Source organism: Pseudidiomarina homiensis, from assembly GCF_003987225.1.
GTDB lineage: Bacteria > Pseudomonadota > Gammaproteobacteria > Enterobacterales > Alteromonadaceae > Pseudidiomarina > Pseudidiomarina homiensis.
On the sequence record NZ_PIPX01000002.1, the window covers coordinates 200922 to 225273 of the forward strand.

Annotated in this window: 23 protein-coding genes and 1 pseudogene; 13 read left to right on the forward strand and 11 right to left on the reverse strand. The window is 50.6% G+C overall.

Going from position 1 to position 24352, the window contains the following annotated elements; translation table 11 throughout:
* Positions 1-23 precede the first annotated feature (23 nt).
* Positions 24-305 (forward strand): PepSY domain-containing protein, encoded by a 282-nt coding sequence (locus CWI70_RS10050; protein ID WP_126773339.1) that lies wholly within the window; start codon positions 24-26, stop codon positions 303-305.
* On the forward strand, positions 292-831 hold the full coding sequence (locus tag CWI70_RS10055; protein WP_126773341.1) for a cytochrome b/b6 domain-containing protein: 540 nt from the start codon (positions 292-294) through the stop codon (positions 829-831). Before CWI70_RS10050 ends, CWI70_RS10055 begins: the two co-directional genes overlap by 14 nt.
* Here the strand turns inward: CWI70_RS10055 and CWI70_RS10060 are convergent.
* Positions 828-1253, reverse strand: coding sequence for an OsmC family protein (locus tag CWI70_RS10060; RefSeq protein WP_126773343.1), 426 nt, complete (start codon positions 1251-1253; stop codon positions 828-830). The two genes, CWI70_RS10055 and CWI70_RS10060, sit on opposite strands and share 4 nt — an antisense overlap.
* A gap of 62 nt (positions 1254-1315) precedes the next feature.
* Positions 1316-1945: a uracil phosphoribosyltransferase gene (gene upp, locus CWI70_RS10065; RefSeq protein WP_126773345.1), complete on the reverse strand. Its 630-nt coding sequence runs from the start codon at positions 1943-1945 to the stop codon at positions 1316-1318.
* Between the two features lie 88 nt (positions 1946-2033).
* On the opposite strand from upp, the gene CWI70_RS10070 reads away from it, so the two are divergent.
* Both CWI70_RS10070 and katG read left to right on the forward strand, forming a co-directional pair.
* A complete protein-coding gene (locus tag CWI70_RS10070) occupies positions 2034-3926 on the forward strand; it encodes a diguanylate cyclase domain-containing protein (RefSeq protein ID WP_126773347.1) in 1893 nt (630 codons plus the stop codon).
* Positions 3927-4134: 208 nt separating this feature from the next.
* A complete protein-coding gene (katG, locus tag CWI70_RS10075) occupies positions 4135-6306 on the forward strand; it encodes a catalase/peroxidase HPI (RefSeq protein ID WP_420849358.1) in 2172 nt (723 codons plus the stop codon).
* Positions 6307-6346: 40 nt separating this feature from the next.
* Here the strand turns inward: katG and CWI70_RS10080 are convergent, their stop codons facing one another.
* The 3 genes from CWI70_RS10080 to CWI70_RS10090 form a co-directional block, all read right to left on the reverse strand.
* Entirely contained in the window at positions 6347-6772 is a 426-nt protein-coding gene (locus CWI70_RS10080) for a secondary thiamine-phosphate synthase enzyme YjbQ (protein WP_126773351.1), read from the reverse strand.
* A gap of 1 nt (position 6773) precedes the next feature.
* Positions 6774-7382: an outer membrane beta-barrel protein gene (locus tag CWI70_RS10085; protein ID WP_126773353.1), complete on the reverse strand. Its 609-nt coding sequence runs from the start codon at positions 7380-7382 to the stop codon at positions 6774-6776.
* 139 nt (positions 7383-7521) lie between these two features.
* The gene (locus CWI70_RS10090) at positions 7522-8592 is read right to left on the reverse strand and encodes a GGDEF domain-containing protein (protein ID WP_126773355.1); all 1071 of its coding nucleotides are present in this window, start codon (positions 8590-8592) and stop codon (positions 7522-7524) included.
* A gap of 146 nt (positions 8593-8738) precedes the next feature.
* Between CWI70_RS10090 and CWI70_RS10095 the strand changes: the two genes are divergently transcribed.
* Genes CWI70_RS10095 through arsJ form a run of 3 tightly spaced genes read left to right on the forward strand, consistent with a single transcriptional unit; the run spans position 8739 to position 11678 of the window.
* Positions 8739-9449 carry a metalloregulator ArsR/SmtB family transcription factor gene (locus CWI70_RS10095; protein ID WP_126773357.1) on the forward strand — a complete coding sequence of 237 codons (711 nt, stop codon included), beginning with the start codon at positions 8739-8741 and terminating at the stop codon, positions 9447-9449.
* Positions 9450-9465: 16 nt separating this feature from the next.
* Positions 9466-10467, forward strand: coding sequence for an ArsJ-associated glyceraldehyde-3-phosphate dehydrogenase (locus CWI70_RS10100; protein WP_126773359.1), 1002 nt, complete (start codon positions 9466-9468; stop codon positions 10465-10467).
* Positions 10461-11678: an organoarsenical effux MFS transporter ArsJ gene (gene arsJ / locus CWI70_RS10105; RefSeq protein ID WP_126773360.1), complete on the forward strand. Its 1218-nt coding sequence runs from the start codon at positions 10461-10463 to the stop codon at positions 11676-11678. The genes CWI70_RS10100 and arsJ overlap by 7 nt, the downstream gene beginning before the upstream one ends.
* Here arsJ and CWI70_RS10110 read toward each other — a convergent pair.
* Entirely contained in the window at positions 11663-13366 is a 1704-nt protein-coding gene (locus CWI70_RS10110) for a putative bifunctional diguanylate cyclase/phosphodiesterase (protein WP_126773362.1), read from the reverse strand. The two genes, arsJ and CWI70_RS10110, sit on opposite strands and share 16 nt — an antisense overlap.
* Before the next feature lie 117 nt (positions 13367-13483).
* Here CWI70_RS10110 and CWI70_RS10115 point away from each other — a divergent pair, with 117 nt between their 5' ends.
* The 3 genes from CWI70_RS10115 to CWI70_RS10125 are packed head-to-tail and all read left to right on the forward strand — an operon-like array spanning position 13484 to position 17001.
* Positions 13484-14965, forward strand: coding sequence for a flavin-containing monooxygenase (locus CWI70_RS10115; protein ID WP_241967882.1), 1482 nt, complete (start codon positions 13484-13486; stop codon positions 14963-14965).
* Positions 14962-15900 (forward strand): alpha/beta fold hydrolase, encoded by a 939-nt coding sequence (locus CWI70_RS10120; RefSeq protein ID WP_126773365.1) that lies wholly within the window; start codon positions 14962-14964, stop codon positions 15898-15900. The genes CWI70_RS10115 and CWI70_RS10120 overlap by 4 nt, the downstream gene beginning before the upstream one ends.
* Before the next feature lie 18 nt (positions 15901-15918).
* Positions 15919-17001 carry an SMP-30/gluconolactonase/LRE family protein gene (locus CWI70_RS10125; protein WP_126773367.1) on the forward strand — a complete coding sequence of 361 codons (1083 nt, stop codon included), beginning with the start codon at positions 15919-15921 and terminating at the stop codon, positions 16999-17001.
* Here the strand turns inward: CWI70_RS10125 and mscL are convergent.
* Positions 16998-17366: pseudogene (gene mscL / locus CWI70_RS10130) on the reverse strand (large-conductance mechanosensitive channel protein MscL); the annotation flags it as partial. The gene CWI70_RS10125 and the pseudogene mscL sit on opposite strands and share 4 nt — an antisense overlap.
* Before the next feature lie 45 nt (positions 17367-17411).
* On the opposite strand from mscL, the gene CWI70_RS10135 reads away from it, so the two are divergent.
* Positions 17412-18572, forward strand: coding sequence for an alanine racemase (locus tag CWI70_RS10135; protein ID WP_241967883.1), 1161 nt, complete (start codon positions 17412-17414; stop codon positions 18570-18572).
* Here the strand turns inward: CWI70_RS10135 and CWI70_RS10140 are convergent, their stop codons facing one another.
* From CWI70_RS10140 to CWI70_RS10155, 4 genes are all read right to left on the reverse strand, one after another.
* Positions 18573-19046 carry a nuclear transport factor 2 family protein gene (locus CWI70_RS10140; protein ID WP_126773369.1) on the reverse strand — a complete coding sequence of 158 codons (474 nt, stop codon included), beginning with the start codon at positions 19044-19046 and terminating at the stop codon, positions 18573-18575.
* 13 nt (positions 19047-19059) lie between these two features.
* A complete protein-coding gene (locus CWI70_RS10145; RefSeq protein ID WP_126773371.1) occupies positions 19060-19653 on the reverse strand; it encodes an LOG family protein in 594 nt (197 codons plus the stop codon).
* A gap of 11 nt (positions 19654-19664) precedes the next feature.
* Positions 19665-21035, reverse strand: coding sequence for a M24 family metallopeptidase (locus CWI70_RS10150; protein WP_126773373.1), 1371 nt, complete (start codon positions 21033-21035; stop codon positions 19665-19667).
* An 87-nt stretch (positions 21036-21122) separates the two neighbouring features.
* The gene (locus CWI70_RS10155; RefSeq protein WP_126773374.1) at positions 21123-22463 is read right to left on the reverse strand and encodes a DASH family cryptochrome; all 1341 of its coding nucleotides are present in this window, start codon (positions 22461-22463) and stop codon (positions 21123-21125) included.
* Between the two features lie 74 nt (positions 22464-22537).
* Here CWI70_RS10155 and CWI70_RS10160 point away from each other — a divergent pair, with 74 nt between their 5' ends.
* Together CWI70_RS10160 and CWI70_RS10165 are read left to right on the forward strand one after the other, a co-directional pair.
* The gene (locus CWI70_RS10160; RefSeq protein ID WP_157980895.1) at positions 22538-23113 is read left to right on the forward strand and encodes a biliverdin-producing heme oxygenase; all 576 of its coding nucleotides are present in this window, start codon (positions 22538-22540) and stop codon (positions 23111-23113) included.
* Positions 23110-24351, forward strand: coding sequence for an APC family permease (locus tag CWI70_RS10165; RefSeq protein ID WP_126773378.1), 1242 nt, complete (start codon positions 23110-23112; stop codon positions 24349-24351). The genes CWI70_RS10160 and CWI70_RS10165 overlap by 4 nt, the downstream gene beginning before the upstream one ends.
* The last annotated feature ends 1 nt before the right edge of the window (position 24352 follow it).

Sequence of the window (24352 nt, forward strand, 5' to 3'; positions counted from 1 at the left end):
AAGACAACAGAAAGGAGTTAGCTATGAATATCCTAAAATTAGCATTAACCGCAGCCGCCGTCGCAACTATTGCGGCCTGCAGCCCAACCGCCCAACTCACCCAGTGTACGAGTGCGCCGATGAGCGAATGGCAAGATCAAGCACAATTCCAGCAAAATCTGGTAAGCGAAGGCTACGCAATCAACGAGTTTAAAGTGACCGAAGGCAATTGCTATGAAATCTATGGCACCGAAGCTGACGGTACCAAAGTAGAAATCTACTTCAACCCAGTAAACGGCGAAGTCGTCAAACGTGAAGCTCACTAACGACAAGCAACAGGTGCGGATCTGGCATCCCCTGATCCGCATCATTCATTGGCTATTGGTGGCAATTTTCACCGCCAACTACTTCATTCTTGAAGCGGGCAGCCAATGGCATCAGTGGCTCGGCTACACAGCGGTAAGTGCGGTAGTTTTGCGCATTATTTGGGGCTTTGTCGACCAAAGTTACGGGAACTTCAAAACTATAAACCTATCGCAACACGCGCTCAACGAGCATCTTCACCACGTAAAGCAACGCAAAATACCAAGCGAAACAGGTCACAATCCGCTCGGCTGGCTGATGGCTTTTGCGGTCATTATGTTGTTCATTGGGCTTGGTGTTACTGGCTTTATGATGGAAGAAATTGATAGATTTTTCGGCAATGAAACCCTCGAAGAAATCCATGAGTGGTTTGCTAATATTCTTTATGCAGCGGTGCTTGTTCATATTGCCGCCGTCATCTTCACCAGCTGGCGTGGCCGCATCGAATTGATACGGCCAATGATCACCGGCAAACGCCGTAAAAACTAAGACTCAAGCTTTGCGTCTAAAGTAATTTCAGCATTAAACAATTTCGAAATCGGGCAGTTGTCCTTCGCCGCTTCCGCAGCTTCAAGAAACTTATCGACGTCAGCGCCTGGAATCGAGGCGCGCAGTTCTAAATGAATCTTCGGAACGGCGAAACCGCCATCCTTTTCCTCCAGATGCACAGTTGCTTTAGTATCAATGCTGTCGGCAACCATGTCGTGTTCGCCTAAGACCATGGATAACGCCATCGAAAAGCAGCCGGCGTGGGCAGCGCCAATCAGTTCTTCAGGATTGGTGCCTTTACCGTCTTCGAAGCGGGTACCAAATGAATATTGCTGTTGGTCGAGTACGCCACTCTCTGTTGAGACCGTGCCTTTACCGTCCTTTAAACCACCTTGCCAATGTGCAGTTGCGGTGCGTTTCATAAGTACCTCCTTACAAAAGAATGTACCTATAGTGTAGTCGCTATACACCAACAAAGATCAAGTCACCGGGTACCGAAGATTTTATCACCTGCGTCACCGAGGCCTGGCACGATGTAGCCATGTTCATTCAGATGGTCGTCTAAAGCCGCTGTGTAAATTGGAATGTCGGGGTGTGCTGCTGACACTTTCTCGACGCCTTCCGGCGCCGCGACCAGCACTAATACGCGAATATCACGACAGCCCTTTGCTTTGAGCATGTCTAAGGTAGCGACCATGGTGCCACCGGTGGCAAGCATGGGGTCAATCACTAGAGCGGTGCGCTGTTCAAGTTCGCCGGCGAATTTTTCAAAGTAGGCAACCGGCTCCAGCGTTTCTTCGTTACGGTACAAGCCAACGACACTCACTTTAGCGCTCGGCAGCAGCTCTAAAACGCCATCGAGCATGCCAATTCCAGCGCGTAAAATAGGTACGACGGTGGCTTTTTTGCCGAGTAAGCGCTTCACTGTGATCGGGTTGCCGTCCCAACCGTCAATCATGTGGTCTTCAAGTTTGAAATCTTGGGTGGCCTCATAGGTTAATAATGTGCCGAGCTCATTGGCAAGCTCACGAAAACTTTTGGTCGAGATGGTCGCCTCACGTAAAAGTCCAAGCTTGTGTTGCACGAGTGGGTGGTTGATAACTTTCAAAGACATAGAAACCTCGATAAATGACGCTGACAACCTAGTGACGAATATAACTGAAAAGGTTAACCTTAATTGGACATTGCGTTAAGAGAAATCTATGACGAACATCAATCCAGAGCGTCGGCAACAGCCGCGAAAGAAGTTAACCACCCGCTTATTATGGCACGTGACTTGCGTGTCGTTAGCGCTGTTGATTTTGACGCTGATGGTTACTTTTTGGCAAACCTACCCGGCGGCAAAAAGGGATGTGGTCACGCAATTGCAAAGCGAAGTTGCGGTAAAGCTCCAAGCGAATCAAATTCACCTGCAAGGTGTTGAGCGCCAAGGCGAACTTTTAGCGCGAGAATTCTTAGCACGTTATCAAGCGTTTAACGACGATCCAAAATTGCAGGACGATTTCTACGATTGGTTCGAAGAAACCTCTCCGGGGGTATGGCGTTTGCAAGAAGCCTTTTTTACGAGCGTCCAACGTGGCGAGCACTTGTTTAAGGGCATGAGTGTTTTTGTTGGGCCGCAGAAGCAACCGCTTAATGATGAGTTGCGGGCACGCTTGGTGATTAGTGTACGGACGCTGAACGAACTTGGTCCTGCTTGGCAGGAACTGGTGACCAATACACATTTGTCGCTCCCGGAAAACGCCTTGGCTATGTATTCAACTGAACAGGCTTGGGGCCGACTCGCTGCCGCGGATCTGGTGATGACCGACTATTCAACGTTGCGGTCAACGTTACAGAGTGAAAACCCAGAACGCCAGCCGAATTGGACGGGATTATATAAAGATCATAGCGCCGGCTATTGGACTATTACCTATCAACGGCCTGTCGACCTGAATGGTAAACACCTTGTCAACGCCAGTTTCGACGTCAGCCTCGCACAGCTTACGCGTGATCTAAGCCGCACGGTTGATGAGAACATCGAAAGTTATGTGTTGAATGCGCAAGGCGCATTGGTGGCAAGTTCAACTTTTTCGGCTGAGCTGAGTGAGCAGCGCGACACACTAACGCCCGAAAATTATGATGACCCGTTGTACCAAAAGATAGCTGCGCGACTCGTCGATCACTCGTCGAACATCGAGCAAGAAGTTTGGGATGACATTGACGAAGATTATTTGGTGTTGGTGCAGCATCTAGGCACCCCTGAGTGGTGGTATTTTTCGATTTATCCGAAAGCGCTGATCACCAATCAAGCGCTTTATTTACCTTATGTCATTGCCTTCGTAGGTTCGTTGTTGGTGACAGCGGTGCTCCTGACCATGGCGTACTTTGTCCAGCGTCAGGTATCGCGGCCACTGACTCAACTGGCCGCAACGGCCGCGCTAATGACCGAGAAAAATTACCAAGCGATCGAAGAACAGAAGATAAGTAGAGCGGGCATGTATGGTGAGGTTGCGCAAGTACTGCAGGCGTTTCGCGTGATGGCCCAACGCTTTGTCAAAGCCAATGCTGAACTTGAGCAGCGTGTCGACGAGCGCACGCAAGAATTACACCAAGCAAATAGAAAGCTCGATGAATTGGTGCACATCGATGGTCTCACAGGTCTTTTGAATCGCCGCGCATTCCAAACCGATCTTGCCGAAGCCATAGCTACCGCGAATAACCATTGCTATTTTGTTATGGCCGACATCGACGACTTTAAGCCCTTTAATGACAACTACGGCCATGAAGCCGGTGACCGTGCGTTAGTTGCCTTTGCTACAGCCTTTCAGAAATTACCGAATAGTCGTTCGTATCGTTATGGCGGTGAAGAGTTTGCCATGTTGCTGCAAGCTGAGAGCCTTGCGCAAGCCGAGCAGCAGCTGGAACAATTGCGCACCCGTATTCATCAGTTGGGCATTGAGCACAAGTTTGGCCGCCGCCTTGGCGGTGTGCTGACGATCAGTTTCGGCATTACTCAAATCAAGCAAAGTGAGCCCCCCAGCGAACTCATCCAGCGCGCAGATAAAAATATGTACCGTGCCAAACAAGCTGGCGGTGACGAGATTATTAGCTAACTTCAACTGCCAAGCCTTATTCCCTAGGCTTTGTGGGGTTTTCGATTAACCTAATCTGTTTTTTCAATAACCTTTGCCGATCCTAATCTAACAGAACTGAACTATAGTAGTTTTGCTGTTTCGACATCTCCTAAACTACATAGCAAAGGTGATACCAATGATTAAGAAAACTTTACCTCTCGTGTCGGCTTTGGCACTGGCGGTATCCATGGGCATGGCAGCTATCGATGTGTCAGCTCAGGAAGCTAAAAGCAAAATGTTTTGGTGGCCTGATCAACTGGATTTAACTCCGTTGCGTGACCACGCTCCTGCCTCTAACCCCTACGGCGACGATTTTGACTACGCTGAAGCCTTCAAACAAGTTGACCTTGATCAATTAAAGAGCGATATCGAAGCCTTGATGACAAGTTCGCAAGACTGGTGGCCAGCTGACTATGGTCACTATGGTCCGTTCTTCATTCGTATGGCATGGCACGGTGCTGGTACCTACCGGGTTAATGATGGCCGAGGGGGTGCTGGCGGTGGCCAACAACGCTTCGAGCCGCTGAATAGCTGGCCCGACAATGTCAGCTTGGACAAGGCGCGCCGTTTGCTATGGCCGATTAAACAAAAGTACGGTCGCAGCGTTTCGTGGGCCGACCTAATGGTGCTTACGGGTAACGTTGCGCTGGAGTCGATGGGTTTCAAAACCTACGGTTTCGCTGGTGGCCGCGAAGACGAATGGGAGCCTGATAATGTTTATTGGGGACCTGAAAAACAATGGTTAGAAGATAAGCGTTACAGTGGCGACCGCGAGCTTGAAAAGCCACTTGCTGCTGTACAAATGGGTTTGATTTATGTCAATCCAGAAGGCCCGAACGGTAACCCTGATCCGCTACTGGCGGCCAAGGATATTCGCGATACTTTTGGCCGTATGGCGATGAACGATGAAGAAACCGTGGCGTTGATTGCTGGTGGTCACACCTTCGGTAAGGCGCACGGTGCGCATAAGCCTGACGAGTGCTTGGGTGCAGAGCCTGCGGCGGCACCAGTGGAAGAGCAAGGTTTTGGTTGGCAAAACAAGTGCGGCAAGGGCCACTCTGAAGATACCATCACCTCTGGATTAGAAGGTGCGTGGTCGGTGAATCCGATTGCCTGGACTTCACAGTACTTAGATAACTTATTTGGCTTTGAGTGGGAACAAACACGTAGTCCGGCTGGTGCGATTCAATGGATTCCCGTCGACGGGCAAGCAGCAAATCTTGTCCCAGATGCGCACGTTGAAGGTAAACGTCATGCGCCCATCATGTTCACGACGGATTTATCGCTCAAATTTGATCCTGAATATCGCAAGATCGCCAAGCGCTTCCAAGAAAATCCAGAAGAGTTTGAGTTAGCCTTTGCAAAAGCTTGGTTCAAGTTGACGCATCGTGACATGGGGCCACGTGCTCGGTACATCGTCGACACCTCGCCAGCGGAGCCGTTGCTGTGGCAGGATCCAATCCCTGAGGTTGATTTTACCTTAATCAACGCAAATGATGCTGCTGATATTAAGGCGTCGATTCTTGACACTGATTTGACTGTAGCAGAGTTGGTGCGCACCGCATGGGCGGCAGCTTCAAGCTTCCGTGGCACTGATATGCGCGGTGGCGTTAACGGTGCGCGTATCGCATTGGCACCGCAGAATCAGTGGGCGGCGAATGACCCTGAGGAACTCAACCGTGTGATGGGCGTATTGAAACAGGTGCAAGCTGACTTCAACGACGCGCAAAGCGGCGACAAGCGGGTTTCACTGGCTGACGTTATTGTATTAGGTGGTGGCGCAGCCATTGAGAAGGCGGCCGCTGACGCGGGCTACGATGTGACCGTACCATTTGCCCCAGGCCGTACCGACGCAACCCAAGCAATGACTGACGTCCAATCGTTCGCTTTCTTGGAACCGACGGCTGATGGTTTCCGCAACTATTACAGCGACGACAGTCGTATGTCACCTGCTGAAATGTTAGTCGACAAGGCTGATCTGCTAACGCTGACAGTACCGGAGCTTACCGTATTGGTAGGCGGTATGCGGACCTTGGGTGCTAATTACGACGACGCGAAGCACGGGGTATTTACTAATAACCCAGGCCAGTTAAGCAACGACTTCTTCGTTAACTTGCTGAGCATGGACAACGAGTGGAAGCCCAGTGCCAACGAAGGTGTCTACGAAGGCTACGATCGTACGACCGGTGAATTGAAGTGGACAGCTACTCCGGTAGATCTGATCTTCGGTTCGAACTCAGAGTTACGCGCCATTGCCGAGGTCTATGCATTGAGCGACTCTGACGAGAAGTTCGTGAATGATTTCGTTGATGCTTGGGTCAAAGTGATGCGCTTAGATCGCTTTGATTTAGAGGGTTAACGATAAAAGGTTAAGTAAAAGGCGCCTGCGGGCGCCTTTTTTATTTCTCGTACTGTAAGGTGAGAACAAGTCTGCGCGGGCCTCCGTGATTACGATGCTCGCACAAATAAACACCTTGCCAAGTGCCTAGATTCAAGCGTCCGTTCGTCACCGGAAGCGATACGCTACTGCCCAACAAACTCGACTTCAAATGCGCTGGCATATCGTCAGGCCCTTCATAGGTATGCACATAATAAGGTGCATCCTCGGGGACCATCTCGTTAAAGTGGCTTTCAAAATCTTGTCGCACCGTCGGATCAGCGTCTTCATTGATGGTTAGCGAGGCCGATGTGTGTTGAATAAACACGTGCAAAATACCGACAGTAGCCTTATGCAACTCAGGCAGAGCCGCTTCGATGTCCTCAGTAATGAGGTGAAAGCCTCTCTTGTAAGGCGTCAGCTGTATTTCGGTCTGCTTTATCGGCATTCTAGAATCTAAAGCTTACGCCAGCGCGAAAGAGTTTTTCGTCGGAGTTAGCTTCGGCGCCTAAAATGCCGTGAACTGCGTCGCTGAAAAGTATGCGAGCTTCGGCGCCATAGCTGTTGGTGTCGTCATCCATCACGTTAACGTGGCGCAAGTAGCCTTTGAAGTGGAAGGCTGGGTTCAGTGCGTGGGTGAAGCCAGCTTTCGCGCCAAAGCCTGTATCGTCTTCAGAATCGCCCGCGAATTCGCTGTCGAGATAAACAATCGACGGTTCGAAAAACAGGTCGGTCGCCCGCGATGCACTGTACTTGAAGCCCACACCCGCACTCAGAATCTCGACGTCACTGGCAAAGCTAAAAGCGCCAATGGTGTAGTCACCACTTACATTATCGTAGCTAGCGATAGCGTACATGAAGTCATTAAATTGTTTTGAAAACTCAAGCCCAAATCCATCCGGTTCAGCGTCGATACCGGTTTCATTTTCGTCGACTTCGATCATCTGATAGTAGCCGGAAAAGTAATCATATACGGGACTTTCGGATGCGAAAGCTGTCGGTACCGAAATAGTGCTCGCGAGTAAAGTAAGCTTGGCAATAGAGCTAATAGACTTCATAAGTTCCTCCATAAATACGGTTGCAGTCCTTGTGGGACACCTTTAGCAGTCAAGTCGAGATTCATGAAGCTGTCAATAGAATGTCACGCCTTTGCCATGATTTTACGTGATAGTGAACAGTGCAAACGAGGAGCTAACTTTAACGCTCCAAGCTGGTATTGGCGATGTGCTTGGGAATTTCCTGAATCGCCGTAACACGGTTGCGGCCCTCAGATTTACTCATATACAGGGCGGTATCGGCGCGCTTCAATAGGCGATTGAAGGTTTCGTTTTGTTTGTGCTGGCTAATGCCGATACTTGCGGTGATTTGGATTTCATGACCTAAGTCGGTACCCCATGCATGCGAGCCGATGGCGTTGCGTAAGCGTTCGCCAATGTATTCGGCGTGTGCTAAGTCGGTTTCGGGCAGTACAATCATAAATTCTTCGCCGCCCCAACGTCCGATAATGTCATGCTGGCGCAATTCGCGTTGCATGATTTTGGCAATGTATTGCAACACTTGGTCGCCTTTGTCGTGACCATAAACGTCATTGATCAGTTTAAAATGGTCAATGTCGAGTAACATTGCCGACAGTGGCAAGCTGTTGCGGTCAGCACGTGAAAGCTCGGTTTCAGCAAGCGCCTTGGCTTGGCGGCGATTATAAAGTTGGGTTAATTCGTCGACACTCGCGAGTCGATTCAACTTACGGTTAGCACTACTGATCGACTTGGCGTAGAAGAAGCCCAGATAGCTGAACATCGCGAAGACGACGCTAAGGTTGAAAAAGAAGACGCCGAGCAAGGCATTCGCCGATATCGGTTGTAATGGCTCGTGCCAATAGCTTTGCAAGTACAGCCCTGCATAGAGGGCAAAGAGAATCATCAACGCGGTGACTGCGGTTTTTCCGCGCATTGTTACTGCTAAGGCAGGAATAAACATCAACAGGTAATAGTGGAAACCGCTACCCCAGCCGATAAGTACCGTACCTAGTGCGGCATGCGCAACAACTTCAGTCCAGACTAAGGACGTTGCGAGGCCATTCATGCGTTTACCGTACGCATAGTAAGCTACCGCGTACATCATCACACTGATAACGTTCACCCAAGCCAGAATAGGTGATTTTAAAGCGAGAAAAATCCCGAAAAAGGCTATATCAACCGCAGCAGCGATAATACAGGTGCGTTGGGCGACGCGCCAAAACTCTGGGCGTTGGCTAGTACTGCGGTCCATGCGATTCCTTGTAGCTCTTAGATGTTGAATAGATAAAGTCTGCCTTCAAGATTAATTCAGAATATAACTTTTTGCGAGAAAAGCTATTGTTGCTCCAACATATATGGTTTACCATATATTCGTTTTCCCATATATGTGGCGGTGATATGAAAAAGCGGGTTTTATTTCTGTGTACGGCGAATTCCGCACGTTCAATCATGGCGGAAGCCATACTACGGCAACTCGGCAAAGATGACGTTGAGGTGATGAGTGCTGGTACTGAACCTACACAGCCCCATCCCGAAGCAATTGCAGCACTGCAATCCTTGGGTATTGAGCCCAGCGGCTTGCAATCAACGGCCGTGAGTGAGTTAGAAGAACAAACTTTTGATTATGTGATAAGCCTCTGCGACCGTGCGCGAAGTGAGTGCCAAACCGCATTTGCTGAACAAAACTTTATTGCATGGGACTTTCCTGACCCCGTTGCCAGTCATGATGCTGCCGCGTTCAAGAAAACCGCGCACGAGCTGAGCGAGCGCATTCGCATGTTCTTATTAATTCTGCGCCGCCAGCAGCAGCGTCCGCACCTATTTGATCAGCCGCAAGACTTTTTCAAAGTCATGTCAGACCCGTTACGCCTGCAAATGATTCTGCTTGTGGCTCAGCAGCAAGAGCTTTGTGTCTGCGACTTAGTTGAAGCAACGGGGATGTCACAACCCAAGGTGTCACGGCACTTGGCACAATTGCGCGAGTTTGGGTTATTGGCCGATCGCAAAGATGCGCGTTGGGTTTATTATCGACTGAGTCCCGCACTGCCGGACTGGATGCGTCGCGTCATCCAAACCACCGCCGACTATACTTCACCGCATCAACGTTAAATTTCTAGGAGCAGTTATGAGCATCAAAATTGGTATTAACGGTTTAGGCCGAATCGGTCGCTTGGCCTTGCGCATTTTTAGTGAGCGCAGCGATGTTGAGGTCATCCAAGCAAATGACCCTGGTGGTGAGGCCGCTACCTTTGCCCACCTGCTGCAGTTCGATTCAGTGCATGGGCGTTGGTCGCGAGCGGTGCAGGCTGATGGTAATGGGCTGGTCATTGACGGTCATGCGGTGAAATTCACCCAGAACAAAGCTATTGATGACACCGACTGGAGTGGTTGTGACATCGTGCTCGAAGCGTCGGGCAAAATGAAGACCGTTGACGTGCTAAATGCTTATTTAGAACAGGGTGTAAAGCGCGTTGTCGTGTCGGCTCCGGTGAAAGAAGAAGGTGCTTTAAACCTCGTCATGGGGGTGAACGATCAGCTCTTTGATCCGGCAAAGCATCGGATTATTACGGCAGCTTCGTGTACCACTAACTGCCTTGCGCCTGTGGTGAAAGTGCTACATGAAAAAATCGGTATCAAACACGGTTCGCTGACTACCATTCACTCGATTACGAATACCCAAACGATTTTGGATGCGCCGCATAAAGATCTGCGCCGTGCGCGCGCCTGTGGCGAGAGTCTCATCCCAACATCGACGGGCTCGGCGACCGCGATTATTGAAATCTTTCCGGAGCTTAAAGGTCGCTTAGATGGTCATGCAGTGCGTGTACCTTTGGCGAATGCATCACTAACAGATTGCGTGTTTGAGATGGAACGCGAAACCACTGCCGAAGAAGTAAATCGTTTATTCGCCGAGGCCGCCGAAGGCGAGCTGCAAGGGATCTTAGGGTATGAAGAACGCCCTCTGGTGTCGATCGATTATCGCACCGACCCACGTTCCAGTATCGTCGATGCCTTGTCGACTCGCGTCATCAACGGCACTCACGTAAAAGTCTACGCTTGGTATGACAATGAGTGGGGCTATGCGAATCGCGCCGTTGAGCTAGCAGCTAAGGTTGGCGCATGCTAGCAAAGCTGTCGCCCGCGATTCGCCAATACCTGCTCGTAACAGGAAACTACTGGGCCTTTACGTTAACAGATGGCGCATTGCGGATGTTGGTGGTATTGCACTTCCACCAACTGGGCTACAGCGCCCTTGAAGTCGCCATGCTGTTCTTGTTCTACGAGTTTTTCGGTGTGGTGACGAATTTGTTTGGCGGTTGGTTGGGCGCGCGTTGGGGCCTCAACCGCACAATGAATATCGGCCTTGGCTTGCAGGTGCTGGCGCTCGGCATGTTACTAGTGCCGCCAGCGTGGCTGACGGTATTGTGGGTAATGGCGGCACAGGCGTTGTCGGGCATTGCTAAAGATCTGAACAAAATGAGTGCGAAGAGCACGATCAAACTGTTGGTTCCAGACAATCAGCAAGGGCAGCTCTATAAATGGGTCGCTATCCTGACCGGTTCAAAAAATACGCTGAAGGGTGTCGGCTTCTTTCTCGGCGGTCTGCTCTTAACGGTGCTGGGTTTCCAAGGCGCCGTATTAGCGATGGCGTTGATGCTGTTGGTGGTTTGGTTGTTAAGCCTCGTGTTTTTGCGCAGAGATGCCGGCGTTGCGAAGAATAAACCGAAGTTTAAAGAACTGCTTTCGAAAAGTCGGGCGATCAACATTCTTGCCGCTGCGCGTTTTTTGCTGTTCGGTGCGCGTGATGTTTGGTTTGTCGTCGCATTGCCAGTGTTTCTGGCGAGTCAGCTTGGTTGGGACCACTGGCAGGTAGGTGGCTTTTTGGCTGCTTGGGTTATCGGTTATGGTTTCGTGCAGGGGGTGGCGCCACGAGTGACAGCCAGAGCGGAGGTTAGCCCGCGACGGCAGGCGGTGGTCTGGGGGGCATTACTTAGTGTGAGCCCGTTACTGCTAGCTGCGGCGCTATGGCAAAGTGCGCCTATTGCCGCAAGTATTACGCTTGGTCTTGGCCTTTTTGGGGTGTTGTTCGCGGTGAACTCGAGCCTGCATAGTTATCTCATTGTGGCCTATGCGCGTGCCGACGGCGTCTCGTTAGATGTGGGTTTTTACTACATGGCCAATGCTGCGGGGCGCTTACTCGGCACGGTATTGTCCGGCTGGATTTATCAGAGTTATGGGTTGGTCGCTTGTCTGCTGATTTCGGCGGCGCTAGTGCTGCTCTCAACTCTAGCGATAAGTGGATTACCAAGCCGTGAACCAACTCAGTCGTTGAAGTAGCGTTCAGCGTCAACGCTTGGGCGGCCAAAGAGATAACCTTGGAAAAATTCGCAACCCAATTCTTGTAGGCGTTCAAATTGCTTGTCGGTTTCCACACCTTCGGCGATAACCGCTAAATTCATACTTCGTCCGAGGCTGATCAAGGTTTCGGTTAACAGCTCGCCTTTGCCGCGCTGGTCAAGATCTTGGACGAAGGCCCGATCAATTTTCAGTTCATCCAGTGGCAACTGGGTTAGATAAGCCAACGAGGCATAGCCGGTGCCAAAGTCATCGAGTGACATCGACACACCGAGCTGACGTAGACTGTTCATTTGTCTGACAATGAAATTGATGTCGCCGACCATAAGACTTTCGGTCAACTCAAATCTTAAATTTTTTGGATTTGCGCCGGTGCGCTTGAGCAGTTGCTCCACACGCGGTACGAAATCGCCTCGGCGGAACTGAATTGGACTTACGTTGAGTGACAATTTGAGGTGCTTGGAGCTTGAGTTGGTTGCCCAACGTACTAAGGTTTCACAGCTTTTTTCTAACACCCAGTCACCGATGCTTAAGATAGCTCCAGTGGTTTCCGCAATTGGAATAAAGTCAGCCGGTGAAATTTCACCTAGTTCAGGATGATTCCAACGTAGTAAGGCCTCGAACCCGATGAGCTGTTGGTATTTATTGACCTGAGGTTGCATGGCGAGGCTAAGTTGGTGACGTTCAATGGCATGATTAAGTGCTTGGGATAACTGTAGGCGTTCTTTTACTGCAGACTCCATCTTTCGATCGAAGAAGCTGATAGCGGTGTCGCCCGATCGCTTCGCTGTTTTCAGGGCAATGTCGGCTTGTCTTAACAGCTCGTCTCCAGCCATTGCATTCGGACATCGAAACAAGGTAATGCCAATACATGCCGAGAGTTTGTGACTGGCATCATTGAGTGTTAACGGCGTTTCGAGCGCTTGCAGAACTTCGGTGGCAAGGTGCTCAGCCTGTGCGGCAACCGCATCAAAAGAGGAGTGTGGGCTCGGCAGGACGATGGCGAACTCGTCCTTGCCCAGGCGCGCAAGATCGTCGGGCGACTGAGACAGCCGGCGTAGACATTGCGCACAGTGGGCGAGCACACGATCGCCAATACTAAAACCCAAACTTTCATTGATGCTATGAAAATTATCAATGTCGACCAATAGGAGTGCTGCCACGGGCTCGTCATTGTTACTGCTACGCGTGATACTGGCTAACCGCTCGAGCAATAACCTGCGGTTGGGTAAATCGGTCAGCGGATCATAATACGAGAGCCTTTGCACTTCAGCTTCGGCGACCTCGAGTGCGCGCATGTCAGCGTCCATGCAAAACATGATCGGTTCATCATTTGGTAGCGCCACCACGGTATGGCTCGAATAAACCGGTACCGTACTGCCATCTTTGTGTTTGAGGTTCAGGCGTGCTGTCGGAATGCCTTGTTGGTGCTCGAACATCCAAGCCACCGCTTGTTTCACGTCTTCACGCATTTCGTCTGGAATGATTAAGTCGTAAAGACTTTGTCCGAGCGCTTCAGGCGTTGAGTAACCGTATATCTTTTCTGATGCGGCATTCCAATACACCACGGTGCCATCAGCACGATAGCCTTGAATCGACATGGCTTGAGTGTCATCAAAAAGCTTATGAAACCGTGCTTCGCTGCTTTGCTTATCGCGATCATGGGTCATGAATGTGTGCCGTTCATTGAAGAGTGTGAGAACTGTTAAAAGTTACTACAAGTGTAGAATATGATTGATAAAACCGTTAATTTGTAGATGACATTTACATTTTGCGGAAACTCGACTTTGGCGACGGCACAACACACCTACAACGTCATCATTATTGGCACAGGCTTTGGCGGTCAGTCAGCGGCTTTGCAATTGTTACGACAGGGGATGACTGACTTTGTGATGCTCGAACGCCGCGCGTTTATGGGCGGAACGTGGTGCCAAAATTCTTATCCTGGAGCGCAAGTTGACGTGCAGTCGCCGTTGTATTCGCTAGCGAGTGAGCCGTATCCATGGTCACAAATGTTTGCCGAACAGCCCGAGCTTGAAGCCTACACGAAGCAAGTGCTTGCGAAACATCGGTTGGCTGACAAAACCAAGCTGAACACTAACGTTACTGAGCTGCGTTGGCTCGATGAACCGCAACAGTGGCAAGTTACCACCAGCCAAGGGGTATTCTTTGCAAAGTCGGTTATTAGTGCTCAGGGGCCGCTAAGCAATCCTTTGATGCCTGATTTTGCCGGCCAAGAAAACTTCTGCGGTAAACGTTTTCATACCAATGCATGGGATCACAGCTACGATTATGCTGGCAAGCGTGTGGCGATTATTGGCAGTGGCGCCAGTGCTGCACAAGTGATTCCTGCGATCGCCAAGCAGGTTGAGCATTTGCATGTGTTTCAGCGTACGCCACACTGGGTTATGCCGCGTCCCGATCGCAAGTTTGCGCCATGGTTTCGCAAGCTCTTGGGGCTAAAGCCTTTTTATCAGGTGGTAAGAAAAATCATTTATTGGGCGCTTGAATGGCGGGTATTGGCGTTCAAATACTCCCGCACGCTACTGAAGATTTTTGCCGAACGCGAAGCGCGCGGCCATCTTCGAAAACAGATCCCCGATGCGGAATTACGGCAGAAATTAACGCCGGACTACACCATTGGTTGCAAAAGAATTATTGTGTCGAATACGCTCTACCCTGCATTAGCGAGTGATAAGGTAACCTTGCATGACCGCAATGATGGCATTCGGGAATTTACCGAACATGGTCTGGTAACCCAGCAAGGGCATGAACTCGAGTTAGACTTGGTCATCTATTCAACGGGCTTCAAGGCTACCGATGGGGCACTGGGTTTTAATGTGGTCGGTTGCGACGGGCAACGCCTAGATGATGCTTGGAAAGATTATCCGCGGGCTTACTTAGGAACCATGATGCCAGGCTTCCCGAATTTGTTCTTGGTCACCGGTCCTAATACCGGTATTGGTCATACGTCAGCTATTTTTGTCATAGAATCGCAGATGATTTATATCATGCGGGTGCTGCAGGAATTGGCGCAGCGTGATGCGTCGAGCGTAGAGGTTACTGTGGCAGCAGAACAACGTTACACCGACAAAATTCATCATGAGATGGCTCGCACCGTTTGGCAAACGGGTGGTTGCCATAGCTGGTATCAAAGTAACAGCGGTAAAGTTACCGCTATGTTTCCCGGCTTCAGCTTTGTCTATCGCTACTTAGCTTGGCGCTTTCGGCCACAAGACCATCATTTTAAACACGGAGCATCGGCATGAGAAAATTTTTACTCGGTGTAGGTATTGCCTTTATTGTCTTGTGGGGCGCGACCTGGCACCCATTAACTGGGCAGCTGGTTTATCAGGGCACGCAGCGCATTGAAGCGGCACTTTATGGTTTTGCGAAAGGTGAGGTTGCTTTAGGTGACATCACTTTCTCGGTGTACCGGCGATCGGCACAGCGTGAAAATGCACCTACGCTGCTGTTGTTGCACGGCTACACCGCCTCGAAAGAGTTGTGGCTGCGCTTTGCGAATCGTATTGACGAACGTTACAACATTATCATTCCAGATCTGGCCGGCCATGGTGAAACAGGCTTTGATCCACAATGGAGTTATAGTCCAAGTGCTCAAGCAACGCGCTTAGAGCGGTTACTTGATGCGTTCGAAATTAACTCTGCCACGGTTATCGGTAATTCCATGGGTGGACTGATTGCTGCGAACTTTGCGCTGCAATACCCCGAGCGAACCGATGGTATTGTGGTCATTGATCCCGCGGGTGTGACGGCTCCGGTTCCGAGTCGTGCCGAGAAACTCTTTCAGCAAGGTCAATCACCGTTTGAAATCGATGACTGGGAAGACTTTCAAGAGTTTTATGCCATGACCATGGCTGAACCGCCTTATATTCCGAAGTTTGTGCTGCGCAGCATGGCCAAGCGGTATCAAGAACACAAAGCGGAATACATTCAAATTGCCGAAGATTTTCGCAATCTCGATCAGCTTGATGGGCGTTTAAATGAGATTACTGTACCGTCATTGATTATTTGGGGAAGTGCGGATCAACTGCTCGATGTGAGTTCAGCAGCAGTGTGGTATAAAGGTATTCCCAACGCCGAACTTGAGATTTTCGAAGGCGTTGGTCATATGCCCATGGTCGAGCGCCCAGCGCAGACCTCTGAACGTGTCGTAACGTTTGTGAACAAGCACATAGAATAACAACAGGGACTTCAGATCATGTCGAAACGTCATGCGCTAGCGCCGAGTGCGGTCATTGTTGTGCTGGTTGTCATTGGCTATCTATTATTTTGGCCGGTACCTATCGAGCCGCGGGCGTGGAATGCCCCGCGTGATCAAGGTTTTGTCGGTGCTTATGCACAAAATAATGCTTTGCAGGACGCGCAATCAGTAGCTTTGCCGCATTCGCAAGGACCAGAAGATATAGCTTTAGACAGTGAAGGCCGGCCAGTTTTTGGTCTGCTGAACGGTGATATTGTGCGGCGCGAACATAATGGTGACTTCTCGATTGTGACGACCACTGGTGGTCGTCCGTTAGGACTAGAATTCGGTCCAGATGGCACTTTATGGATTGCCGATGCCTATTTAGGGCTCATGCGTTGGTCAGTCGAAACCGGACTTGAGCTTGTGGTGACTGAAGTCGATGGCCGCGAGGTGCGTTACGCCGATGATGTCGACGTTGCTGCCGACGGTACCGTTTATTTTTCTGATGCCTCGTCACGTTTTGCTGCGGATCAGTACGGCACTTACCAAGCGAGTCTGCTGGATATTATGGAGCACGCTGGCAACGGCCGCCTACTTGCCTATGATGCGAGTAGTGGTCGTACGTATACCGTGCTTGGTGGTTTGCACTTCGCTAATGGCGTTGCGGTAAGTCATGATAACCGTTGGGTGCTGGTCGCCGAAACCGGTAGCTACCGGATTCTACGCATTGGTATTGGTGATGATAACAATGGGCGAATTGAAGCCGTGATGGAGAACCTTCCGGGCTTTCCAGATAACATTAACGATGCGCCCAACGGTAAATTTTGGATTGGTCTCGTCAGCCCTCGCAGTGCGCCCCTTGATGCGCTATCGAATTACCCTTTTGTGCGCACCATTGTCCAGCGCCTACCTAGCTTTATGCGTCCACAAGCACAGCGTTACAGTCATTTAGTTGCGATTGATGTTAATGGTAATGTGTTGCGCAGCTTGCAAGATCCGACTGGGCAATTTGCTCATGTGACAGGGGCTGCTGAAAGTGACACGAAACTTTTTCTCAGCAGCCTCCATGAATCGGCCTTTGCGGAGTTAGAGCTCTAACCTTCGGTAGGTGGCAACTCTGATGTGCAGTTCGGGCAGCGTGTGGCTTTTAGCAGTATGGTTGAGAAGCAAAAACCACAACTCTTGGTCGTCACCGGCGCTGGCTCTTCTTTCGTGCGCAAGCTATTCATACCTTTAACCAGCCAAAAGACGGCAAAAGCAACAATTACAAAGCTAATTGTATTGGTAATAAACAGCCCGTAATTGATGGTTACGGCACCTGCTCCTTGGGCGTCCGCAAGGGCTACATAAGGGCCTGGGTTTTCGATCCCAGCCTTTAAAACGACAAACATGTCATTAAAATCGACACCGCCAAGCAACAGGCCGATGGGCGGCATGATGATGTCCGCGACAAAGCTTTTCACTCATTTATTCATTCTGACTTGTGAGCTTGCGGAAGCTCTTCCATAATGGGTTCATCTCATTTAAGCCAGATGGTGCTCGCGATGATCAACCTCGCCGATTTAACGACCCCTTATTTGTTGCTCGATACTGCCAAAATGACACGTAATATTGACCGGCTGCAAGCGCACATGGACAAGCTTGGCGTGACGTTACGACCGCATGTAAAAACGGCGAAGTCGATTGATGTTGTGCGGCGTTTATTTACCAATGGCGTGGGGCCGATCACCGTGTCAACGCTGAAAGAAGCGGAATACTTTGCGGAGCATGGCTTTACTGACATTACGTATGCCGTGGGGATTAGTCCTGATAAATTGCCGCGAGTATTAGAGCTATTGCGGTCCGGCGTCACGGTGCGTGTATTGCTCGACAGCATGGCCCAAGCGCAGGCTGTGGTAAGTTATGCGCAAAAAGCCGGCGTTACGATTCCGGCATTGCTTGAAATTGATTGTGATGGTGAGCGTGCGGGGCTGACCAAAAATGACCCTAAGATCGTCGAAATCGCGCAGTTATTGCACGAAAACAATCAATTTTCGGGGATTTTAATGCATGCAGGGGGCTCCTATCATTGCCCCGATAAAGCCGCAAAAGAGGCCGCTGCTGAACACGAGCGTGCCACCGCGGTAGCTGTGCGCGACACGCTACAGAAGGCTGACATTGACTGCGCAACGGTAAGCGTGGGGTCGACGCCGACCGCTCACTTTGCGAAAAACTTAAGCGGTGTTACCGAAGTCCGTGCCGGGGTTTATGTCTTTCAAGACTTGGTTATGGCCGGATTACATGTTTGTGCGCTTAGCGATATTGCGATTAGTGTTGTGGCGACGGTGATTGGTGATCGACCGGACAAGGGATGGATTATGACCGATGCTGGATGGATGGCGTTATCGCGCGATCGCGGTACGGCTCAGCAAGAACTTGACCAAGGCTACGGGGTAGTGTGTGCGATGGATGGTACACCGTACCAAGATCTTATTGTGAGTAGCACCAGCCAAGAGCACGGAATCGTAGCGGTGCGCAAAGGCAGCAAAGCGAAGTTACCGCCATTGGAAGTTGGCGACCAGGTGCGGATTTTACCTAATCACGCTTGTGCCACGGCCAGCCAGTTCGAAGGTTATGTGGTTCCTGACAATAACGAACTGGTGTTCTGGCCGCGCATCAACTATTGGTGATTAGTCAGCGGTTTGTGGTGTGGCGGTACGAGTGGCATTCCAATTAACTGCCTGCCACTGGCCTCGGCGTTCGACCATCACGCCGGTATTCAAAAACGTCTCGCGGTTGCCCGTGGCGACATCGGTTGAAACTAAGGTGAAGTTGATAATAATGCTCGGCCCAAAAGCTTTGAGCTCAATGTCTTCGGCGGTATACCATGCGGTCACTTCATCTTCAGGAATCATGGTCGTGTCGGTCATGCCTTCCATCAGTTGCGACTTACCAAAACGCACCCCAGACGAACTTGTGTAGGTTAATTCTGGTGCCCAAAACACATCATGGGCGTGTACGTCATTCACTGAAGCACCGTAAAGAAAGTCCTCGACGGCACTGGTGACCGCAAACTGTTCTGCATCACTAATTGGACGTGCCTCTTGCGCTGAAGCAAGGGGCGCAAAAATAAACAGGCAAACTGCTAGAACTATTGAACGCATAAAAAATCCTTACTTAAGTTTCGTTGGCGTTGATCCATTTAGGCTGCTTGGGTGGCTCGTAAGCTGCCATGAGCTCCAACAGGGTGTGTGGGTCATTGTGATTAAGTAGTAAATGGCGGTGCTCATCGCGAATAAAGCCTTGCGAAATCGCTCCTTCGAGAAAGCTTAATAAGCCCTCATAGAAACCGTCAACATTCAGCACCGCACAGCTTTTCTGGTGGAAACCAAGCTGAGCCCAGGTCAGCATTTCGAACAGTTCTTCTAAGGTTCCCATACCGCCGGGTAGCGCAATGAAGCCATCGGCGAGCTCCGCCATTTTGGCTTTGCGAGCGTGCATGGACTCGACCACATGAAGTTCTGTGAGTCCCTCATGAGCAAGCTCCTTGTCCACTAAAGCTTGCGGGATCACGCCAATAACCTTACCGCCGTTCGCCAACACACGATCAGCAAGAATGCCCATGAGGCCGACGCTTGAGCCCCCGTATACCAGCGTAATCCCCGCTTGACTGAGTTCGTCGGCGAGTTGTAGCGCAGCGTCTTGATAGACGGGGCTGAAGCCAGGGTTGGCACCGCAATAAACACAAATACTCTGAAATGAACTATTCATAAGGATTCCTGCTAACGAATAACATGCCATTGCGTCTGGCGACCCGCTAAATAAGTGACGCGTTTACCGTCAAATAATGCACTTTGTTCAAGCATAATTTGTACGTTTTGGCCGTCCCACATGTCGAGTGGAACTTTGGCATTCCCCTCAATGGCATAGGCAGTGTTGGCATACAAAGGCCAGTCACCCCGAATCGGTGTCGGGCCTTGATTGTCCCACATGCCAATGGTGGGGCCTGGGGCATGCCCGTAAAAGCCTAAAGGATGCGTGTAGGTGCTGGTGATCATGCTTTCGGCAGTCGTTTTTGCGATGGTTGCGTCAAGCACTTCGTTACCGGTGCGACCGACCTTGAAGGCGTCGGTCAAGTGATCTTGCCATTGGTTACCCACAGCCAACGCGGCTTGTAGTTCTGCGGGGACATCGGTCTCGCCAAAATTGAGGACATAACCAAGTTCTTGGGTGTCTGTGCACAGTTTAAGGTAACAAATTCCCACATCTGTGTGGATAACATCGCCACGTTGAATGGTCTTGCCACTTTGTCCACAGAACGGCTGTTCATCAGTACAGCCTTGGTCTTTGCGTTGCAAGGTTACATAGGGCATGAACCAGACCGGCAGTTGCAGCTCGGCAAAGCGCTCGCGGATATACCATGCGACATCCTCCGTGGTCGTGACGCCTGGAGTAATAACGCGGTTACTAAAAGCTTCCGCAATGACGGCCCGCGCTAAACTGACCACTTGCGGGTAAACTTCGATTTCTTCCGCTGTGCGAGTTTCAACCCAACGCACCACAAGCTCTTCAGCAGAGACGAGACGCTGTGCTAACTCGGCTGGCAGTACTTCTTGCAAGCGTTGTTGCAAACCATGGGTCAGGCCATCGGCGACTGGCCAATCGCGAGACACATTAATGCCAATGCGTTGCGGGTTCTTGTCGGCGATTAAATCTGCGAGAGCTTGCCACTGCGCATCAAGTTCGCCGCCGGCCCATGCTGATTCGTAGGGTTCACCAAGTGGATAACGATTGACCGAAAGTCGTTCGATGCTGCCGTCTGCTAACCGGTTAAAGACCAGCATGGTGGTTCGCCGTGCGGCAAAAGTGGGCTGCGGTACCAACGTGTAATACACAGGATCTTCTGCGTACTCACGATTGATGACCAGCCACATATCGAGTTCAGCTTCGTTCATCAGTTTCGGTAACAGCTCAGTCAGCCGTGTGTTAAGCATACGATTTTCGGGCTCAATACGGTCTTTATAGCTGAGTACGGAAAGGTTGTCGGCGCTGGTAAACACGCGCCCTTGGTCAGCCTCGTAGGCTGCGGCAGTAACGCTTACCTGCGGTGCCACTAGGGCCAATCCGAGTAGTGCTTTTATTATTGTTTTCATAAGGCTACCTCATAACGCAACCTAAGGGTTGCTGATGTATTGAGCATGCCGTTGATAGTAGCGGTGATTGCCTGGCAGAGGCAAGCACTACGTTGAGTGTGGCCAGTCTGCGGCGTCGATCCAATCGGGTTGAGCGGCGACGTCACCTTGCCAATGTTGAATGAACGCCTGGTTCGGATCGTACTGTTGCGTTTGCTTGTCGAGGTCAAAACGGCGATGGCCGCGCGGATCGGCGCCAACGCCTGCAAGATACTGCCAATTGCCCCAATTGGAGGCAACATCGTAGTCGATGAGCTGCTGTTCAAAAAAAGCTGCGCCATAGCGCCAGTCAAGTTGGAGTTCATGAACGAAGCAACTGGCAACCAGCTGCCGTCCACGGTTCGACATGTAGCCCGTGGCATTTAATTGGTTCATACAGGCATTCACCAACGGATAAGCCGTGGTACCACTACACCATTGTTGCCAGCGCGCAGCATAGAAGCTGGTCTGCGGTCGTTTACCTTGGATGCCCGCAAAACGAAACAGAACATGGTCATACTTATGGGCATACCATTGAAAGTATTCGCGCCAGAGTAATTCAAAAAAAATCCAGTAGGTACTTTCATTGGCACCTTGGCTTTTTTCGTAGTTACGCAGTTCATGTTGCACGCGACGTACACTTAACGAGCCATTGGCGAGCCACGGCGATAGTTTTGTCGACGATGACCAGTCGTCGAGCGCGTTACGGGTTACCTTGTAGCTGCTGGCTGAATCACTTGCAAAATAGCTTTGTAGGTGTTGCCATGCGGCGCGTTCGCCGCCAGTAAAGTGCGGATTTGCCGTTGTCGTTATCGCTGGTAATACACTGGCGTGTTTACGTACCCATGCTTCGATAAAGGGCGGCGGTGGGGGTAACTGGCGTGGTGGCGCGATGGGTTCGGCGATCGCGTCACGTAAATTGTCGTTTTCGAGTGTGCGGCGGAATTTGGAGAAGCTTTCAGGGAGCTCAGCAAGCGTGAAAGGGAATTGCGCCGCTCGAAAGAGCGTATTAGTGCAAACAACATGGTGCTTAATGAGCGGGTAACGCCGCTGCAAAAGCTGCTGATAGACACGCTCATAGTAGCCAGCATGTTCACTGCTGTAGACGACATCGATCGGATAATGAGCCAACAGCTCAGCGAACGTGTGCAGAGGGCTTTGCATGGTGACAATAAGCTCTTGGCCTAGCGATTTTAGTTGGCTACGTAAATCCGTTAGGGATTCAAGTAAAAAGCGCCATCGGTGAGCCCCAATCGTCAGCAACCCATATCGGTTAGCTTGAAACCATTTAGGGTTCACGCAGTAGATAAAAAGTAACTGCTCACATTCCTGTGCAGCTTTATGAATTAGTGGGTTATCATCTAAGCGCAAATCTTCGCGTAACCAAATGATTCCAGTTCGATGTGTCATGGATTGCCATCATTGTCTTAATGTGTCTAGTATTACGTAACTCAGGCTTATCTAGATCGGATGTAAGGTCCAACATGACGCAGCTGTTTCAAGATCTCAAACAAGCGACCTGTAGTGCACACCGAAAGTTGGATCATCATCCGCTTCTCGCGCGGTTAATGCACCGTGATTTAACGTTCACACACTACCGTGAAACGCTGGCGCAAATGAGGCTAGCGCACTCGGAATTAGAAGATCGAGTCGTCGATTTCTGGCGTGTACAAAAGCATACTTATCAACCCGAACCTCGCAAGCATTTGCTAGAACAAGAATTGCAGCAGCTTGGGGTAAGTATTTACCAATTACACCCTGCTACTGACTCTGGTGAAGGCCAAGTTGCGCCCCTTCATTCCTTAAGTGAAGCGGTAGGAGCAACTTATGTGTTAGAGGGTTCGCGACTGGGTGGCATGGTTTTGGCGCGGGCGATCGAAACGCGTCTTGTGGGGCACCGCTGTTTATTCTTCAGCGGCGACGGTGCATGTCACTGGGAAAATTTCCAACGGTTTTGTGCTGATGCTAGCGAGCACATAGAGCGATCCACTGCCATCACTACCGCTGTACAAAGTTTTGAACGTTATTATTCTGTCATTAACACAAAGAGGATTGCATGACACAGCAATTGGTTCGCTCAACGTCGTTAACGGGTGCCGTTATTTTAGGCCTGGGCTCGATTATAGGTACTGGCGCGTTCGTCAGCGTTGGCTTCGGTTATGCATTGGCGGGTGAATGGTTACTTTACGCTATCGTTTTGGCTGCTTTTATTGCCTTATGTAACGGGCTCTCTAGCGCTCAACTCGCAGCGATTCACCCCGTTAGCGGTGGCACCTATGAGTACGGTTATAAGTTCCTAAATCATGACTTAGGCTTTATTGCCGGCTGGTTTTTTATCGCCGCAAAGAGCGCATCGGCTGCGGCAGCTGCTCTGGCAAGTGCTTGGCTGGTTAATCAATATTTGGCCTGGCCTGAGTGGGCGGTGGTTCTGTTAGCGGTGAGCTTTCTCATCTTCATCACCTTGTTGGTGCTCGCTGGGTTGCGCCGCTCGAATCAGGTGAATGCGCTTTTGGTCGGTCTAGCGATTGCTGCTCTTTTGACCTTTGTTGTGTGGTCAGCGCAGGCGCCGCGATCGACCGCAAGTTATAGCGAAGACCTCGCATTCAATCTTAAAGATTTTCTAGCTGCCGCAGCGTTACTTTTTGTGGCCTATACTGGCTATGGACGTATTGCCACCATGGGTGAAGAAGTAAGAGAGCCGCGCAGGATCATTCCGCGCGCGATTGTGCTGACAATGGTTGTGGTGAGTGTGCTTTACCTAGCGGTGGCGTGGGCATTGCTGCAGCGCAACCCGCTTTATATTGGCGAAGACTTCATTTTGACTCAGCTCATGACGCCGGGGCTCACTCGTGACTTTGTTTTTGTTGGCGCCATTTTAGCGATGCTTGGCGTCACCTTAAATTTGCTGCTCGGGGTATCGCGTGTGGTGTTGGCAATGGCACGTCGCGGTGACTTACCACGTAGTTGGGCAAATTTGAACGTTACCCGCACAGCTGCCCCCAAGGCTACGATGGTAACAGCGTTGGTAATGATAGGTATCGCCGCCTTGGGTGGAATTCGCTTGGCATGGACTTTTAGTGCCTTTACTGTATTAATTTATTATTCGATTACTAATTTGGCAGCACTTCAGGTACAACATGAGCAACGGTTTATCGGCAAAATATGGTCGGTGCTAGGGCTCGTTGGATGCATTAGTTTGGCCGCAATGTTAGATGTGAACACAGTCTTTGTGGGACTGCTGGTGTTGGTCGTGGGTCTTGCTTGGCATCGTTATCGCTTTCGTTCACAACGAACCTAAG

Bases quoted from the DNA above. Each gene is read 5' to 3' on its own strand.
- CWI70_RS10125 (WP_126773367.1), top strand. From the start codon at position 15,919: ATGTCGAAACGTCATGCGCTAGCGCCGAGTGCGGTCATTGTTGTGCTG.
- CWI70_RS10120 (WP_126773365.1), top strand. From the start codon at position 14,962: ATGAGAAAATTTTTACTCGGTGTAGGTATTGCCTTTATTGTCTTGTGG.
- CWI70_RS10155 (WP_126773374.1), bottom strand. From the start codon at position 22,463: ATGACACATCGAACTGGAATCATTTGGTTACGCGAAGATTTGCGCTTA.
- CWI70_RS10050 (WP_126773339.1), top strand. From the start codon at position 24: ATGAATATCCTAAAATTAGCATTAACCGCAGCCGCCGTCGCAACTATT.
- CWI70_RS10090 (WP_126773355.1), bottom strand. From the start codon at position 8,592: ATGGACCGCAGTACTAGCCAACGCCCAGAGTTTTGGCGCGTCGCCCAA.
- arsJ (WP_126773360.1), top strand. From the start codon at position 10,461: ATGCTAGCAAAGCTGTCGCCCGCGATTCGCCAATACCTGCTCGTAACA.
- CWI70_RS10110 (WP_126773362.1), bottom strand. From the start codon at position 13,366: ATGACCCATGATCGCGATAAGCAAAGCAGCGAAGCACGGTTTCATAAG.
- CWI70_RS10135 (WP_241967883.1), top strand. From the start codon at position 17,412: ATGGGTTCATCTCATTTAAGCCAGATGGTGCTCGCGATGATCAACCTC.
- CWI70_RS10060 (WP_126773343.1), bottom strand. From the start codon at position 1,253: ATGAAACGCACCGCAACTGCACATTGGCAAGGTGGTTTAAAGGACGGT.
- CWI70_RS10070 (WP_126773347.1), top strand. From the start codon at position 2,034: ATGACGAACATCAATCCAGAGCGTCGGCAACAGCCGCGAAAGAAGTTA.
- CWI70_RS10140 (WP_126773369.1), bottom strand. From the start codon at position 19,046: ATGCGTTCAATAGTTCTAGCAGTTTGCCTGTTTATTTTTGCGCCCCTT.
- CWI70_RS10165 (WP_126773378.1), top strand. From the start codon at position 23,110: ATGACACAGCAATTGGTTCGCTCAACGTCGTTAACGGGTGCCGTTATT.
- CWI70_RS10100 (WP_126773359.1), top strand. From the start codon at position 9,466: ATGAGCATCAAAATTGGTATTAACGGTTTAGGCCGAATCGGTCGCTTG.
- CWI70_RS10145 (WP_126773371.1), bottom strand. From the start codon at position 19,653: ATGAATAGTTCATTTCAGAGTATTTGTGTTTATTGCGGTGCCAACCCT.
- CWI70_RS10080 (WP_126773351.1), bottom strand. From the start codon at position 6,772: ATGCCGATAAAGCAGACCGAAATACAGCTGACGCCTTACAAGAGAGGC.
- CWI70_RS10160 (WP_157980895.1), top strand. From the start codon at position 22,538: ATGACGCAGCTGTTTCAAGATCTCAAACAAGCGACCTGTAGTGCACAC.
- upp (WP_126773345.1), bottom strand. From the start codon at position 1,945: ATGTCTTTGAAAGTTATCAACCACCCACTCGTGCAACACAAGCTTGGA.
- CWI70_RS10150 (WP_126773373.1), bottom strand. From the start codon at position 21,035: ATGAAAACAATAATAAAAGCACTACTCGGATTGGCCCTAGTGGCACCG.
- CWI70_RS10095 (WP_126773357.1), top strand. From the start codon at position 8,739: ATGAAAAAGCGGGTTTTATTTCTGTGTACGGCGAATTCCGCACGTTCA.
- CWI70_RS10085 (WP_126773353.1), bottom strand. From the start codon at position 7,382: ATGAAGTCTATTAGCTCTATTGCCAAGCTTACTTTACTCGCGAGCACT.
- katG (WP_420849358.1), top strand. From the start codon at position 4,135: ATGGGCATGGCAGCTATCGATGTGTCAGCTCAGGAAGCTAAAAGCAAA.